Genomic DNA, 16,263 nt, shown 5'->3' with positions numbered 1-16,263 from the left:
AAATTTTTCAATAAAATATTATTCTCTGGTTTAAATACTTAGTAATTATATGTTATACCCATATATTTATTATATAAGAGTGCGGCGTTTAAGTTCCTTGAATCGCTCCATTCAAATACTCATCACTGATGTCTTTTTCTTTTTTAAAATCTTTACCAAATTTATAACTGAAACTAACCCCGAACGAACGAAGTGGCAAATACCGCACAGAATATGAACTGTAATCATATGTTTTAACAGTTGTTGCCTGTTTAATATATTGGTTAAAAGGATTAGTAGTTGTAATTCCAATACTTGCTTTTTTGTTCCAAAACTGTTTTCTTGCAGCAATGTTATAAGTAATTGACTGAGGATTTTTACCCTGAATATTTTTTGCAGGCGAGTTGTAATTTCCGAATATTTCTACTATAAAATCCTTTGGAAACTGATAAGTAAAGTTCAAGTTTAAACGATATCGAATACCCATATCTACGTTTCCAAAATAATCACTTACAATAAATCGGTGAAAAACCATCATATTTCCTCGTAAATTTAATTTACTATTAAAAAAAGAAACAGAACCTGATAACATACCTCCGGAATTATACTCTTTTCCAATATTTTCTCTTAAAGTGACTGAAACATTAGTGTAATCTGTTCCGTTAACATTAAATGTTGGGTAAAAAGTCGTGATTTGCTTGAGATCCTGACTGTTGATTTTTTCTGTAAGGGTAATTGAAACATTAGCACCTTTTTCATAATTTTTGCTGTAGCCTAACTCCATATTATCCCCTATCTCTGGCTTTAATGCAGGATTTCCTGTTGTGATATTATGAGGATCGCTGAAATTTAAAAATGGATTTAATTCAGAATATTCAGGTCTTTCAACTCTTCTCGTATAAGCAAGTTTTATTGTTTCCGCACTATCAAATTTATGGGATAAAATGAATGACGGTACAAGCAGACTGTATGAGGGAATATTGGTATTATGATAATCGATTTTCACTGTTGTGTATTCGTAACGTACTCCAGTTCTTACGTCCAGCCAATTGAATAATTTTAATGATGAAGAAAGATATGCTGCATAAATTCCGATATCATATTTCAAGTGATAGGACTGATTGAGATCCGATTCATATTGCCCTGACGAAGTGTTTAAAATATTCACATCAGTGTTATTTATAATATGCTGAAATATTGCTTTTGCACCCATTTCCAATGTAAGATTATCTTTTATTGGCTGTGCATAATCTAACGATATATTATGGCTAACATCCGTTCCTGGATTGCTACCTGAAATGCCATCATAAGGAGATAAAGATCCTGCCAAATTCTGAGTTTGCAAATAATTACTTTTAGGAGAACCGTAGCTCATCACATAATCTGCCGTCAACTCCTTTCCTTCTTTCAGAAATGTTTTTCTGTAGCTTATATTTCCATCAATGGAGTTCACTGAAGAACGACTATATGAATTTCTGTAACCAATTGATGATTGTTCTGTTGAATTAAAAAAATCAGTAATATACTGTTCCTGATTAATCAAACCGACACTTTTGTTTGCAAAATCGTTGTAAGAAATGGAACCGGACAAAGTATTCGTTTTATTAATCGACCAGTCAAATCCTAATCCCGTACGATAACCGTGTCTCTCAAAATAGCTTAAAGCATTTTGCAATAATCGGGTTTGAGTTTGTGAGGAAGAATCGCGCGAAATTCTGTTTTGAGACGATGGTGTTCTTGATTTCAATTGAGCATTTCCGCTGAAAAAAGCATTCAGACTGAAGTGGTTGTTTCTGAAATTCAGATTTAATGAGCCAGTTTCAAAACGTGTTCCGGCGGAAGTATTAATCAACCCATTGATCCCTTTAACTTTATTTTCATTAAGGATAATATTGATGATTCCACCCGTTCCCTGTGCATCGTATCTTGCTCCGGGAGTGGTCACTGCTTCGATACTTTTGATCTGGCTTGCAGGAATTGAAGCAAGTGCATCGGCTAGGCTGTTTCCAAATACGCCGGAAGGTTTTCCGTTGATCAGGAATCTCACATTAGGATTACCCTGTAATTCTATATTTCCGTCTGCATCTACCGTCACTTGTGGCACTTTCCTCAAAACCTCGATCGCTGAACCATTCTGAGATGTGATGTCGTTGGCAACATTGTAAATAATTTTATCAACTTTATTTTCGACAATCGGTTTTTTTCCGTTGATAACAACTTCCTGAATAGTCTTAACCCGATTGATTTTTAAAGAATCAGCTTCTTTTCCGGCTACGGCTTGTGCATTAATTGTTATTGTAAATAGTAATACTAAAAGAATTGATAATTGTTTCACAGTAGACTTTATTATACGGCAAAAATTCAGCTAAATTCTGTAAACATTCTGAATTTTGACTGATATTAAAGAGATTTAATACTATTTCAGAGCAAATAAAATAGTTCCGCCGATAATAAGCAAAGCTCCTATCGCTGTTTTAAACGTCAACGTTTCTTTGAAAAATAGTATGGAAAGGATAATGGCGATGGCTACGCTCAATTTATCTACAGCCGCTACTTGCGAAACTTTTCCTATCTGTAAAGCCTTAAAATAAAATAACCACGATAATCCTGTTGCAACACCGGAAAGGGTAAGAAAAATAAGATTAAATTTCGACAATGAACTAATATCTTTTGCTTCACCTTTTATAAATACGATACTCCAAACCAATACCAGAATGATAACAGTTCTGATTCCTGTTGCCAAATTGGAATTAACATTAGACACTCCCATTTTTGCAAAAATAGCCGTAAGTGCTGCAAATAATGCCGATAACAAAGCATAGTAGAACCACATAGATACGTGATTAAAAATTTTTCACCAAACCTATTCCGATGATCTTATTCTGATAAAAAGGCATTACCATTGCACTGGAATTTTTATTTTTGTCGCTCAAAAAATTATTTATTTTGGGATAGAGCCAATAAGCTAATTCAGTTGACAGAATCCCGAAACCGGCACCTCCAACAACATCTCCAACCCAATGTTTGTCATTCAGCATTCTATAAATACCTGTAAACACTGCAAATGAATAGCCGGAAACTCCCAACCAAAAATTAGTATCCTGATATTCTCGAAACATAAATTGAGCAGATGCAAACGCAATCGCCGTATGCCCTGATGGAAATGACAAATTATTGGATTGGTCAGGTCTTTCCTCTTTTACCATATGCTTTAACGGAATTACCAATGCAGAAGTAATCAACATCGAGGTTCCGTATATAGTACTTCGGTCCCGCAGATTATGCTTTCCTTTCATTCCTAATGCATTTAATCCATAAACCAATGCGGCAGGAGCAAATTGTGTATAGTTATCCAGTTTAATATGATCTGGTCTGTGCTCATTAATTTCGTCTCGCGTCGAAAAATTCAATTGCTTTATACCTTTTACTGACAAACTTGCGATCCCGTAACCGATAAACGCAGTAGGGACAATCAAGCTTTGAAATTTTAAATTGTTTAGCTCAACATCCATATTGCCAATGCTGTCAATTTTTGGCTGCTGTGCCAGAATAGGACCGTTATTTTGCGCAACAACTTTTACGAATACAGAAGTTAGCAGAAAAATGCTAAAAACTGATTTAGGAATAAATTTTAACATCTTAATTTTCTTAATTCCGATTTAAATTATTTATGACAAATGTTTCGGACATTGATTTCTTTTAATTGGGCAAGAACCTTCTGACCAAATTCTGTGTAATAGGAATGACCAGCGAGAAATCTGCAATTCATAGTGTGCCAATCTTCGTCACTGTATGACGTTTTCAGGAATGTTTCAAATTCCTGTCTTAATGCTTTTTCATACTTTTGGTAATTGGTTCTTGTTAGGTGATAGAGATCAGCATCACAAAGAACCTTTTCAACTAATGAAGATGGTCTTGGAGGATATTTGGTGGATTCTATACAGCATAAAACAGATTCTTTGAAGTTTTTATTACAACCGAAGAATTCCAAAAAATCGTTAGCGATTTTCTTGCTTTCATCCTCGTGACCGATATAAGTATTGGCATAGCCACAATCGTGAAACCAAGCAGCAACCTCCAGCACCAACATTTCATCTTCCGAAAGAACACAATGTGAACCTATTTCTTTTGCCGCAGCAACGACTTCATATGTATGATTGATGTTATGAAAAATAAGTTCATCTGAAAGATTTTCAGAAAGAAATAATGTCACATAAGAGCTTACGGCTTCCAATAAACTATTCATTAATGATGTATAATTTAAAACTTGTATAGTTATCAAATAATCATTTGATTTTATCCATTACAAGTACTTTATACAATGATGAGTAATAATTTTGAAGAAATTTTGAATTTTAAAATTATACCGACTCATTTAAAAAAAGAAAGCCACTCATACAAGTAGCTTTTATAATTCTTTTTATTTTCTATCAGATCCTAATCTTTTACCAGTTTTACAAAGTTACCTTTGGTATCAAACAAAATGTCGCCGCTTTTGACTTCTGCTTCGTACATTACAGAACCATCTGCCTTGATAATTTTAGAAGTTTCTTTTATTTTGCCCAATTGTTTTTTTTCCACATAAGATGAAGCTCCTACCGGAAGTTTGCTTACTTTAATCTCTATTTCCTTTTCTTCCCAAACGCCCTGTGCATTATAAAGAACACTCATTTCCTCTCCTTTATACTTGAATCCTGCTTCATATTTGCCATCTTCTTTTTCCCATTTTGCTTTTGTATTGGGAAAGGCTTTCATAAAGGCTTTTTCTACAACTGCAGGGACTTCAGTTTTTATTTTTTCCTGAGAATACACCAAAGTGTATAGGCATATTAATAACATTACTAACAATGACTTTTTCATTTTTTCTGATTTAAATTAATATGGTAAAATTGGAACATAATTTTGTAGAAATGTTGAATTTTTAATGAACTCAAAAAAAACAGTAAAATGCAAAGTAAATGGTAGCTAAAAATTTATAAGATTACGATAGCTTATTTTTTAATAAACTTGAATGATTTTGTACTATTTGAAGCTGACTTCACTGTCAAAATATAGGTTCCTGAATTGTATTTTTCAACATTGATTTTTCCTGAGGTTACTATTCCTGTTTCTAGATTTCTACCTGAGAAATCCGTTATCGAATATTGATAATTATTTGAATCTTTGCCTGTTGAGATGTAAATGTAATCTGAAGCTGGATTCGGGTAAATACTTATATCGCCAGTTACGTATGACAAATCATTTATATTTAAATTAGAAGAACTTGTTGCCAGCCATATAGTCGCATTTAATAGTAACGGCTTATGATTTCCATTGGCATCACCTGTATAGCCATTATACAAAGTATCACCAGGATCACCTGTCCCATCGTCCGGAACGGAACTGTCTCCCAAAGCACAAACTTTTCCAAGTCCATAAGTAGCCGTTGCAAATAAAACATTGGTAGTACCTGTTGTCGAAGAGCCTGTTTTAAATATTAATCCTTTTACAGATGGGTTAGCTGCCTTATTTAGTGTCATTGTCGTCCCATTACTAAACTGGATTTGTGCTGGTGTACCTGCAGAACCGTGTAGAATAGGGTCTGTTGGAAGATTTGCAATATTGGTACTCGTTTGTGAGATGTTCTGTAAATCAAAAGTGATCCCGAAAGGGTTAGTCTGTATTGTATTATTGCTCAGGATATCATTCCAAATTCCAGGAGAATCCCAGCCATCCCCATTCCGATCGCTTACATCGTGATCACTGATCATAAATAATCCACCGCCGTTGTTTACAAAATTAATCAAAGCATTAGCTTCACTTGTTGTAAACTTTAGATTAGGCTCATCAATAATATAAACTTTATAATTGGATAAATCCTGTACATTTGTAGGGTCTCCATAAGTAATTATGGCATTGTAAGGGAGCGTTTCTACAATATATCCTCTTTTTACCAAATCTACTGCCCACGCACTCAAAGCACCGGTCCAATAAGTTTCGGACGTACTTGCCGTGATACCACTTTGTGCCGGAGTGGGAGTTTTTTGGGGATTGGAATCCGATCCGCCAACAGTGACAGTTCCATTGGAATTTGCTTTAAGATTATGTAAATCGGCATCTATGACCCAATCTCCGTTTCCAGCCATTTCAGCTTTAGTGGCATCGAATAAAATTTTGATTTGGGCTTTTGAAAAAGTAATTGCAACTAATAAAATGACCAGAGTAATTATTCTTTTCATTAAACGGTAAATAAAGGTTAAAATGTATCAATTTGCGAACAAGCAATATTACATCTCAATTTTGTAGAAATTCTGAATTCTCATCTTATAATCTAACAATACCAATTATACAATTTAAATTAATCTAAAATAACTCTGTAATTTCTCACTTTTTGATTAAAATGCATATAATAAATCGTTTTTTGAGATTCTATATTATTGAAAAACTTTTAAATAAAGCGTATTCTATCGGCGGTAATTAACTTATTGAATTTTGAATTTCGAATCTTTAAATGCATTTAATAATTCTGTTAGTTCAGATGTCTCGTTTAAATATATTATACAAAAACTCGCATTGTAGCCATTTATTATTCCATTGTAAATTATATAATTTTGTGAAACATTATTTCCTAGATCAACTTTTATAAAAGTTTTGTAAAAAGAAGTTTTTCCGATTTCATCTTTAGTTATATTCTTTGTAAATTTTGCGTCTGCATTGGTCTTTTTAATCGATTCAATTAGTTCATCAGTATTTTTATTTACAGTTGCAACCTGAACCAACTTATCTACTGTTTTATTTCTATCAGAAAACAACATAAAAAAGGTGTTATTTTTAGCTTGAAATTTTATATCTTCAGTTTTTTCAGTTTTCGGGTTTTCAGTTTTGTTTTGGCTTTTATCTTTTGTTTCCACATATTGAATCGCTTTTTTATTTTGATTCATATCGTTAAAACTATTTGGCATATTAATAGACCAGCCAAGTTTTTCGACTTCCACTAATTTTCCGCTTTGAGCTTTAAAAAAGCACACTGTAAAAAATGAAAGCATAATTATAATAGTTTTTATTTTCATCGTTTATGAGATTTTACCTTTTAAAGCCAAACGTTCTGCTATTTTATCTAGTATTGAAAATACAGAAAAAAACTTATGTAGATTGAGCTATTCACAATAGAATTTATAATAATTTTTGTAAAGCTAAAAACACTCATAATTTCAATTAAAAATAATTTCATTTTCTATGTAATTACAAATGAAATATGAGCAAAAGCGTATCATATATAGCACATTTAACTAAAAACTGTTAACAGAAAAATTATTTTATTGAAAAATGTAAGTATTTGGATTTTTAAACCCTCTGTTAAAAGGAGTTTCGTGTCACTGTTGATAACTTCTGAGATTAGAACCATCGCAATTAGTTCTTATCCTTACTAAATATGCATTTAGATACTTAACTTTGTATTAACAATAAACTCGAGGCGAGACTCGAGTTTATTAAAAACAAATGGACTTAGATTCCGTCTGTCGTCTTTTAGAAGCTTTAGCTGCTTTTTTGTTAGCGTTGCAACCGTATATCAAAAAAGAGAAAAAGTAGATTGACAGCTTGCCTCCTTCGGGAGGCTTTTGTTTTTGTGTTTTTGTGCTTTTGTGCTTTTGTGTAAACAAAGTTATAAAATTTTGGTATGTAACAAAATTTTAATACATTCTTATTTAGGATAGTAATGTAAAAAGTTATGTTAAAATTTCACCAACCTAACTACTAATCAATGGTTCATCCACTTTTTCTTCTTAATTAAAGTTATCCACATTAAGTCTATTCTCTGACCAAAAAAAGATTGTCGGGTTCATAATCTCAATTAAAAATAAATTTAAAAAATGTCGAAAATCTAAATTTAGATCAGACTGTAAAGTTTGTTGCAGCAATAGCTCCTATTATTAATGCTTTAATAAAAAATCGGAATAGGAGTAGAGACAAAAGAAGAATAAATAGGAAAAGAGAAGGCAGATAACAACCCTTCTTAAAATGTTATTCATAAAAAGGTGCTATATCAAAGAAATATAGGACAATTAATGTCAAAATTAATAGTTGATAATTTAAAAATTCTAATAAAATTTGTAAAAAATAAATCATAGAAAACTTTCAAAGGATGGAAGTTTTGATTAACATAAAATAATTAATATTATGCAACTATTTACAGCGGTTATAATAAGTACCGTAGTCTTATTCTTTTCAGGAATGATCTTAAACAAAAGATTTAAAGGATCTTTCAATTTTAAATTTCTAAAAGGATTCTCAATCTCGATTGAGACAAAAAAGTAAATTAAAAGGAATCGAATGAATATTCGGTTCCTTTCATTTTTTGAGCCCAAACATTTAATAATATTCTATTTGAAGGCTAGTTGGTAATTAAAGTTGATCTCAAATTTTACTTTTTCATCTAAATCATCATATCGCTTTTTTACTTCTGGAAATTTATCTATAATATTTTTTGTCATAACATTAGTCATTAAATAAGAATAGAAAAGCATTAAATATAAATTTTCTTTCATAAAAGGATGATCCATCAAATGCTTTGACTGTTTTAGCTGAATAGCCATAATTCCTTCAGAATGTGCATATACCGAAGCTATAAAATATATTTTTGAAAACATACCTTTAGAATTGAAGTTTGATTCTGACATAATAGTATCCCATGTTTTAAATAGTTTTCCAGATCCATTTTCTAACAAGCTCTTCTGCTGTTTCTCACTAAGTGTCTTAAATATGGGATTATTTGATATACTCTTTTTAAAATTATCAATTGCTACTCTTTCATCACTTAATCTCTCATTATCAGTTTTTTCTGGATCAGAAAAAACTTTGGATCTTAGCATCATTGAAGACATCATCCATGAATCAAAGCGTAATTGATTCTCTTCCGGAATAGATGAATTTAAGTATAAATGTTGATACATAAGCAATGATTCATATTGTGACCTTACGATCGTGATTACAGAGGAAATATCGAGAAATTTAATGTGCGGAGCCCTATTTTTATAATACTTTGATTTTATTGAATGTCCTTCAGATAAATCAAGCAAGCTTAAATTCTGTAGATGAAACTTTAAGATTAATTGTTCAGAATAAATGTCATTTGACTCAAGTTGCACATTTTCTTCAGCTAAAATCTCATGTAAATAAACTAAAAGATCCGTGCTATTAAATAATTTATTTTTAATATTGTCAATATTTTTTGTTGCATATAATGCATAAAGCTCTGTAGCCCATAACGTTTCGTTGCCCATTAATTTTCGATTTTTTAAAATAAGCTGCTTTTTTTAGATCTTTTCTGAGACTGCAATTTGAAAAAAAGTAAGTTTTAATTCTTAATTTTCCTTATGAAAATTTTCTATCAAACCTGCTAAAATATTAATTTCGTCTGTATGATTATCCTTAAAAATAAAAGAGATAAAGTGATTACCATTTTCTTTATCGTTGATAATGAAAGATTTAATTAGCAAACCATCGGGATTTATCTTGTGAAACATTGCACTGAACAAGTTGCTCCTAAACTTTTGAAAAGACTCAATTTCTCTTGTCTTTCTAAAAAATATTTCCTTATTATCACAATAATAATAAAGAATAGTATCAGGCTTATCTATTAAATAATTTTTTACTTCTTGTGCAATGAAGTTGAATGTTTTTGTAGAATTTACTTTTGAATTATTTGTTATAGAAATTAAATCAACTTGTATAACAGGACTTTGGATAGGTAAAGAATCAATATTAAAACGAGAAAACTGTAATGCATATTTATTACCTTCTTCTGTCTCAAAGAAAATTTTAGATTCAAAGTCCAAATGCTATTATATCTTTTTAAACTTCTGATTAGAACTACTTTTTTTTATAGATCTAGTTTTTTCCTCTTTTTCAGTACGAAGTCTCATAAAGATATTAAGAACATCTTTACTAGGATTAGTTATATGTAAGACTTTTGTTGTCATTCGTTTAGCAAAGTTAAACATTATATTATACATATACAATATTAATTCCATGCAACGACAGAACTTGACGTAAAATATATTTCTTTTAGACTATGATATTTTTATTAGAGATCGAAATTTCATTTCCAGTTAATACTTAAAAATTCTTATTAATACCTAAAATGATATGAAGTGGAATAAGCTTCTGTGTAAACAGACTTTCACTAATATTATCTATTGAATATCTTGTAATGCTGTTTGAATTTAAAAGATTATTTCCTTGTAAATAGACGTTGGCATTATACTTTTTACTATTGTAATTAATTTTAATATCCAAAAACTGGGTTGATTTCTGGTCTGTGTTTCCAAATTTATAGTATTCCAGAAATGATTCAATTTTCAATGAAGAATGAATATTAAAATATAGGTTCATAAATGCCTTTTGATCTTTATATTTGTTAGAATTTGTCTCAGAATTAATTTTATTGAAAGCAACCTCATAGCCAAGTTCATAATTTATAAATCCAGTAAAGCCGGATTTAAGTTCTAATCCATTTCTTAAAATAGAAAGTTTCGTCCCGATTAATGGTTGGTAATTAATACTGTTTTCATATTCTGAAAAAGTATAGTTTGATAAAATCCCTATTCTGGATTTAATAAATTTCAAATATTTCCGCAGTTCCAATCCGGAAGATAAAGTTTTGTTATTTTTAACAGTAATAACCTGATTGAATGTATAGCTTGGATTAACAATTAAATTATTGGAAAGATAATTTTCATTTCTTGAATAATTTACATTGAAACTGAGATATTCTGACGTAATCTGCCCTACATTGTAGCTAAATGTAAAATTATAATTTGGTAGAATCGAGAAAGGAATACTACTTTCTTTGAAACTTCTATTTCCCTGATAAATGTAGTTTGAATAAACATCATTGATTGATGTTGTTGAAAATCTCCTTCCGGCATATAAACTAAAATTGCCTGTTTTTCTATTCTGGTAGCCCAAATTAATACTTGGAAATATGTAAAATCCGGTTTCTTTTTTATTGTTCAGATCTGAGTAAACTAATTGATTTAAAAAGATTAATCCTAAACGCCATTTTTTATTTAATTTCTTCAAATATTTCCCCTGTGCAAAAAAATTGTTTTGCTTAAGACTTGTATTATTGATAAATTGGCGATCATCAAAATAAATTTTATTATTATTTAAATCAAATACTGATAAATCGGATAATAAATTATTTGTCCTGAATTCATCTCCTAACTCAATTTCAAGAGACTGATTTTCTGAATATTTATTGAGATAAGAAATTTTAACTCCTCCAAAGTTCATTTTAGAATCGACATTTTGATTGATTCTTCTTGCATTCGGATTATTGATAATTTTTTGAAATACGTCATTATCATCTATGAATTTGTATGGTCGATCCTGAAAAATATATCTTGCAACAGCAACCAGAGCTTTTGACGAATCAATTTTTTTTGTGTACACGAATTTATTTTCGTTGGAGAAAAGTTTATTATCTCCGATTTGATTGTTTAGCTGTTCATTAAAAACAAAGTTATTATTATTGTCTTCAGTTAAATAAGACAATTTATTGTAAAATAGAATGTTTGAATTATTTTTAAATTCTTTAGAAATTTCTAATTTTCCAACTAAATTATTATTATTCTGTTTCCAGTTTTTATCTTCAATATTGGTAAAATTTACTCCTTCATAATTAAATTTGTAGATGCTTTTAATATAATTTCTATTTTCAATATTATTGTAAATTGTTACAAATTTTAATTTCCAGTCATTTTTAAAATTATAGATGTAATTTAAAGATGCCAGTTTATCATTATTGAAATTCGTTCGCTTATCTTCAAATAAGCTGTTTTTTTGATGAAGATTAATTATAGAAAGTGTTCCGATATCAGTCCCGATATTTTCCACTTCGTTTTCTGAGCTTGGAGCAATAAGATATTCTACTCCCTTCATTTCATTAAGTCCCAGATTATTGGCATTAAGAAGAAAATAAACTTTTTGTTTCTTAGTAAAATTCATCACATTGATTTTACCTTGTCTCATTGCTTCTAAATAGCTTGTAGAAGCTAGTAATACACTTCCGAACCATTTTCCCTTAGCATCATCTTTTAACGTAAGATTAAGGGCAATTCTATCTGTATTTTCTACATTTTTAAGAAGCTTATTTTTAGAATAGTTTTGAAGAACCTGAACTTTGTCTAAAGGCTTAGATGGCATATTTTGAGTAAGTGTCTGATAACCTTTCTCAAACAGATCATCATTTTCAATCATCACTCGCTCTACTTCCCTGTTACCAAATTTAATTTTCCCATCGCTTTGCACTGTAATCCCCGGAAGTTTTTTTAGCAATTCTTCGACATTCTTTTCAGTACCGTTTGAGAAAGTTTGGGCATTATATTCTATTGTATCTTTTTTTAGTCTGATCGGGTTAGTGCGTGTAATCACAACTTCTTTTATTTCTTTTAACCTATCGGAGTTTAATTCTATTGATTTCAGATCAATAATTGTATTTTTTTCAATAAGAGAGATAGGAATATTCCGTTTTGCATACCCCGAAGATGTAATCTGCAAATTAAAATTACCGAACTTGTCGGTATTTAATAAAAAGCTTCCGTCTCTATTGCTAAAGACGAAAGCTAAAATATTATCCTGTGAATCCGTAAGAACAACACTGGCGCGTAAAACTGGTTGCTTATTATCTGAAAGTACAAATCCTGTAATCTTCGCTTGTGCGGAGATTTTAAAAATTGATATTAAAAATAATAAACATAAATATTTCATTAATGTTTTTTCGTATCAGGTTGCCATTCAAACGTAGTTTCTAATGACATTTCTCTAATATTAGGAACCTCATATTCAACGCCGGCAGGAAGTGCTGCAATTGCTTTATTCATGTCTTCTTGCAATACTTGATTTTCCAGTTCAACTAATTTTTTAAAAGGCAGAATTGTCTCAGAATTTTTCTTACTAAATATAGTCAAGATTTTATTTGGAAATTCATCATTAGAATTTAAAGAAATCGTCTTTGCAATTCCTCTGATAAAACCATCTTTATCCTGAAATTCCAGTATAACACCGGGTAACCCTTTCAGTTTCCATGGAAAAACTTCTGCATTAAGATCTCTGGTAAACCATACTGAATAATCTCTGCCTCTAAAATTTGTTGTCGCCAAAAATGCTTTATATCCAAGAATCTCTTTAGTCTGATTAGTAATTTTCCAATCTAAATTTATCAACTTTTCAGATGCTAACTTTGGAATTGGTTCCTTTAATTGTCGTGGGTACATATATACCCTCTGATAAAGGTTTTCATTAGTATAATCATAGTCATATACATGATATGGATTCACTGAAGTAAAATCGGTTTCTATTAATTTTTTATAACTTACTGAAGGATCACTCGCAAAAAAATAGTAAGAGTTATTCTGATCGGCAATTACAAATGATTTCAAATTACTCATGTGCGCAAAAGTATAATCGTATTCTACTACTATTTTAGATTGGCTACTAAGATATCCAAAAATAGTAAGCAATAAAAAAATTAAAGACTTCCCCATATGTCTGCTAATGGATGTACTTGGTGAACGTATGTAGTTTTCGTAGAGCCTTCTAATTGACCTTCTCCACATGGAGCTGCGACTCTCGGTCCCGCAACCGAACCAACATAATTACCTTGGCTATCTTCGTATTGAGTTATTGTTTGTGTGTAGCATCCATAAATTTTCTTATTAGGAATTATTTTTTTTACACATGGAGAAGCGTAAGATAGACCAGCAAGACCTAAAACGGTCACTGTTAAAAGAAATTTTTTCATAAATTTTAATTAAGATTTGATTAATTACAGCTTGATGGTGTAGCAGGATCGGAACCAGGATTCCATCCCGGCTCTGTTCTTGTTTCGTAATAAGTAGAAGTTGTTCCTTCTGCTTGTCCTTCTCTACAGTTAACACTATACTTTGGACTAGCTGAAGAATAAAGATACACTCCACATACAGTCTCATGATTGACAATTACCTGCATGTAGCAATTAGCTCTCAATGATTCTTTCTGATCTTCTTTGTGATCTTCGTCATTTTTAATGTCTATTGTATTCGCAAAAACACAAGACGAAGAACCTACGATTAGGCATAAGCCTAAAAAAAGTTTTTTCATAATTATTATTATTTTTAAATTGAGTTTCAAATATAATATCTAATCAATAAAAACAATAAAGAAAAATTATTTTTTTTCTTTTTATTGTGAATTATTTAAAATTAAAGTATTGCAACCTGCCTAAATATCGCACTTTTAAATTTATCTCTTTATAGTGAATAGATATTCTCTTCAATTGGTAGACACAATAATTTTCCTTTTTTTAGAATAATCAAATCATCAAAGTAAAAGTCTGATTGCAAATTTTTGATTTCTACAAATATTATATCATTTTTATTTTTGCCTGTAAGCAAAAATAAATCTTGAGTATACCTAGCAAAATGCCAAATCTCAATTTCGAAATTTAATTTATGATTGCAAATAAGGTCTAAAACAAAGTAACAATTTTCATATAAAGCGATTTCATTAATGCCTTCGGATAAATAATACCCATTATGATATTCGTGGAGTTTTTCAGGTACAGTAAAATAATCGTAAAGAAAGTTGGCTGAAGATCTGTTTTCGAATCTTTTTTTCATGCTAGTTTTATGGTTAAAGTTTTTTAATATTCAACTTCAAAACAAAAAAAGCGTGGAGCTATGTTTACTGTTCCGGAGGTACTGGCATACCTGACAAACAAATAAACATGCCCACGCCGTAGCATGAGCATTGCTTACTCCTTGTTTGTCTATTGAAAAGTGCCAGTTTTCCAGAACAAGAAAGCAAATGCTTTAAATCTTAATTATGTTTAGGATGCGAATTTAGTAAATTTTAAACTTATTGTTAGAAATTCTACTTAACCACTCTCCATCCTTCACCATTTCTACAAGTTTCATGTCTCCAATTTGTTAAACAAATCTTGCATGAATAATAATATTCATCATCCTTACCGCTTATCATTTTGTTTTCTCTTAAATACAACAATACTAAATTATTATGAGCAAGATCATATCTTCCTTTTCCAATAAGACTTCGACAGTTTTTACACAAAATATTATTCTCAGGATCAACAGATTTGTAATTATTATTTACCATATAATATAATTATTTGACAATTTTATTTACTAAAATGTTAAAAATATTTTTAACAATAAAATATTTCAATTTTCTATGGAATCACTTTTGAAATGAAATTTATAATTAGAAAAAATTAATTTTAATCTTAAAGAAAATTATTACGTTTTTAGGATAAATTTAAGATTTTAAGGTATATATTTGCATTAGAAAATGACGCAATTGTTTTGATGAAGCTCTTTTAAAAAATCGAGATATAAAAAAAACAGCTCTCAGGTGCAACTGAGAGCCATATAGGTTTATTTTATTTCAATGAGAAATACAAATACACCACCTTTAGGATGGTAAATTACTTTACCGTTTTTTTTGATCGATTTGGTAAAAACTTTCTTATAAGTTTTTCCATTTCTTTGGACTGTCTCCATTTTATTTTGATTTGGAGATTAAAAAATACCGAACAACTCAGGCTTCGAAACTGAGTTGTTCTGATCCAAACTCAGCATTTCTGCCTCCGATATTATTTCGGTTATCTTTTCAGTACAAATATAATGATATAATCCACCGATTGAAATGGGTTAGAGTAATTTTAGTGCTTGTATATGAAATAATTTTATCGCATATTTGACTCCCAAAAAATAGAAACAAAAATATAATAAACTGTATTTCAAATATTTAAATTTACTTTTTAACACTTGTTAACAGATAATATATGACAGTTTTTGAGAATAGTTTTTAGTAGAATTAATTGAATTTTGATAAAATATTTACAATACGTAATTCAATATAGATATGCTGCCGAAATAATTATATTAACTTTTTAAAATTCTCATAATCCTCTTTTCCCATTACATCCAATATAAAGTCTTCAAGTCCAATATCTCTTTTTTCTCTTACGTAACGAGCAAAAGATAAAATACTCTTACAGTTCTCAAAACCATTCCTTTCCATATCGATTTTAAAGTGACCTTCAAGACCTTGTAACCACTCATCATAATCCTCTTTTGTTGGCTCTACCTCCAAGTTATAATAACGATAAGCTGCATTTCCGTAAGAAAATAGAAGCGAATGATAATCTTTTTGATCATCTGGAAGACTATCTATAAAATTTTGCTGATTTCTGTTCAGCTCTTCTATAGGATGTTTAACATTAATCATTTTGTTATGTAAATT

General features: G+C 30.2%; 15 protein-coding genes. All 15 read right to left on the bottom strand.

What is annotated here, in order from left to right; genetic code table 11:
• Positions 1-88: 88 nt before the first annotated feature.
• The gene (locus WFH39_RS19495) at positions 89-2,314 is read right to left on the bottom strand and encodes a TonB-dependent receptor domain-containing protein (protein WP_336691110.1); all 2,226 of its coding nucleotides are present in this window, start codon (positions 2,312-2,314) and stop codon (positions 89-91) included.
• Between the two features lie 81 nt (positions 2,315-2,395).
• Positions 2,396-2,812, bottom strand: a complete 417-nt coding sequence (locus WFH39_RS19490) for an EamA family transporter (RefSeq protein WP_214588106.1) — start codon at positions 2,810-2,812, stop codon at positions 2,396-2,398.
• A gap of 10 nt (positions 2,813-2,822) precedes the next feature.
• Complete coding sequence (locus WFH39_RS19485; protein ID WP_336691109.1) at positions 2,823-3,617, bottom strand: phosphatase PAP2 family protein; 795 nt, start codon at positions 3,615-3,617, stop codon at positions 2,823-2,825.
• A 26-nt stretch (positions 3,618-3,643) separates the two neighbouring features.
• The gene (locus tag WFH39_RS19480) at positions 3,644-4,225 is read right to left on the bottom strand and encodes an HD domain-containing protein (RefSeq protein ID WP_214588110.1); all 582 of its coding nucleotides are present in this window, start codon (positions 4,223-4,225) and stop codon (positions 3,644-3,646) included.
• 191 nt (positions 4,226-4,416) lie between these two features.
• Positions 4,417-4,839 carry a hypothetical protein gene (locus tag WFH39_RS19475; RefSeq protein ID WP_214588112.1) on the bottom strand — a complete coding sequence of 141 codons (423 nt, stop codon included), beginning with the start codon at positions 4,837-4,839 and terminating at the stop codon, positions 4,417-4,419.
• 131 nt (positions 4,840-4,970) lie between these two features.
• Positions 4,971-6,197, bottom strand: coding sequence for a T9SS type A sorting domain-containing protein (locus WFH39_RS19470; protein WP_336691108.1), 1,227 nt, complete (start codon positions 6,195-6,197; stop codon positions 4,971-4,973).
• Between the two features lie 243 nt (positions 6,198-6,440).
• The gene (locus tag WFH39_RS19465; protein WP_214588117.1) at positions 6,441-7,028 is read right to left on the bottom strand and encodes a hypothetical protein; all 588 of its coding nucleotides are present in this window, start codon (positions 7,026-7,028) and stop codon (positions 6,441-6,443) included.
• A gap of 1,311 nt (positions 7,029-8,339) precedes the next feature.
• Positions 8,340-9,239 (bottom strand): hypothetical protein, encoded by a 900-nt coding sequence (locus WFH39_RS19460; RefSeq protein ID WP_336691107.1) that lies wholly within the window; start codon positions 9,237-9,239, stop codon positions 8,340-8,342.
• Positions 9,240-9,320: 81 nt separating this feature from the next.
• The gene (locus WFH39_RS19455) at positions 9,321-9,794 is read right to left on the bottom strand and encodes a hypothetical protein (protein WP_336691106.1); all 474 of its coding nucleotides are present in this window, start codon (positions 9,792-9,794) and stop codon (positions 9,321-9,323) included.
• A 280-nt stretch (positions 9,795-10,074) separates the two neighbouring features.
• A complete protein-coding gene (locus WFH39_RS19450; protein ID WP_336691105.1) occupies positions 10,075-12,729 on the bottom strand; it encodes a carboxypeptidase regulatory-like domain-containing protein in 2,655 nt (884 codons plus the stop codon).
• Positions 12,729-13,505, bottom strand: coding sequence for a GLPGLI family protein (locus WFH39_RS19445; RefSeq protein WP_336691104.1), 777 nt, complete (start codon positions 13,503-13,505; stop codon positions 12,729-12,731). Before WFH39_RS19445 ends, WFH39_RS19450 begins: the two co-directional genes overlap by 1 nt.
• A complete protein-coding gene (locus WFH39_RS19440; RefSeq protein WP_336691103.1) occupies positions 13,490-13,762 on the bottom strand; it encodes a hypothetical protein in 273 nt (90 codons plus the stop codon). Before WFH39_RS19440 ends, WFH39_RS19445 begins: the two co-directional genes overlap by 16 nt.
• Positions 13,763-13,782: 20 nt before the next feature.
• Positions 13,783-14,100, bottom strand: a complete 318-nt coding sequence (locus WFH39_RS19435) for a hypothetical protein (protein ID WP_336691102.1) — start codon at positions 14,098-14,100, stop codon at positions 13,783-13,785.
• Positions 14,101-14,249: 149 nt separating this feature from the next.
• Positions 14,250-14,618: a DUF6876 family protein gene (locus WFH39_RS19430; RefSeq protein ID WP_336691101.1), complete on the bottom strand. Its 369-nt coding sequence runs from the start codon at positions 14,616-14,618 to the stop codon at positions 14,250-14,252.
• Positions 14,619-15,897: 1,279 nt separating this feature from the next.
• Positions 15,898-16,248, bottom strand: a complete 351-nt coding sequence (locus WFH39_RS19425; protein ID WP_336691100.1) for a hypothetical protein — start codon at positions 16,246-16,248, stop codon at positions 15,898-15,900.
• Positions 16,249-16,263 lie beyond the last annotated feature (15 nt).

Source organism: Chryseobacterium sp. MMO-72 (assembly GCF_037146035.1).
Taxonomy (GTDB): Bacteria; Bacteroidota; Bacteroidia; order Flavobacteriales; family Weeksellaceae; genus Chryseobacterium; species Chryseobacterium indicum.
The sequence above is the reverse complement of the archived record's forward strand: the minus strand, read 5'-3'. Positions and strand labels throughout refer to the sequence as shown.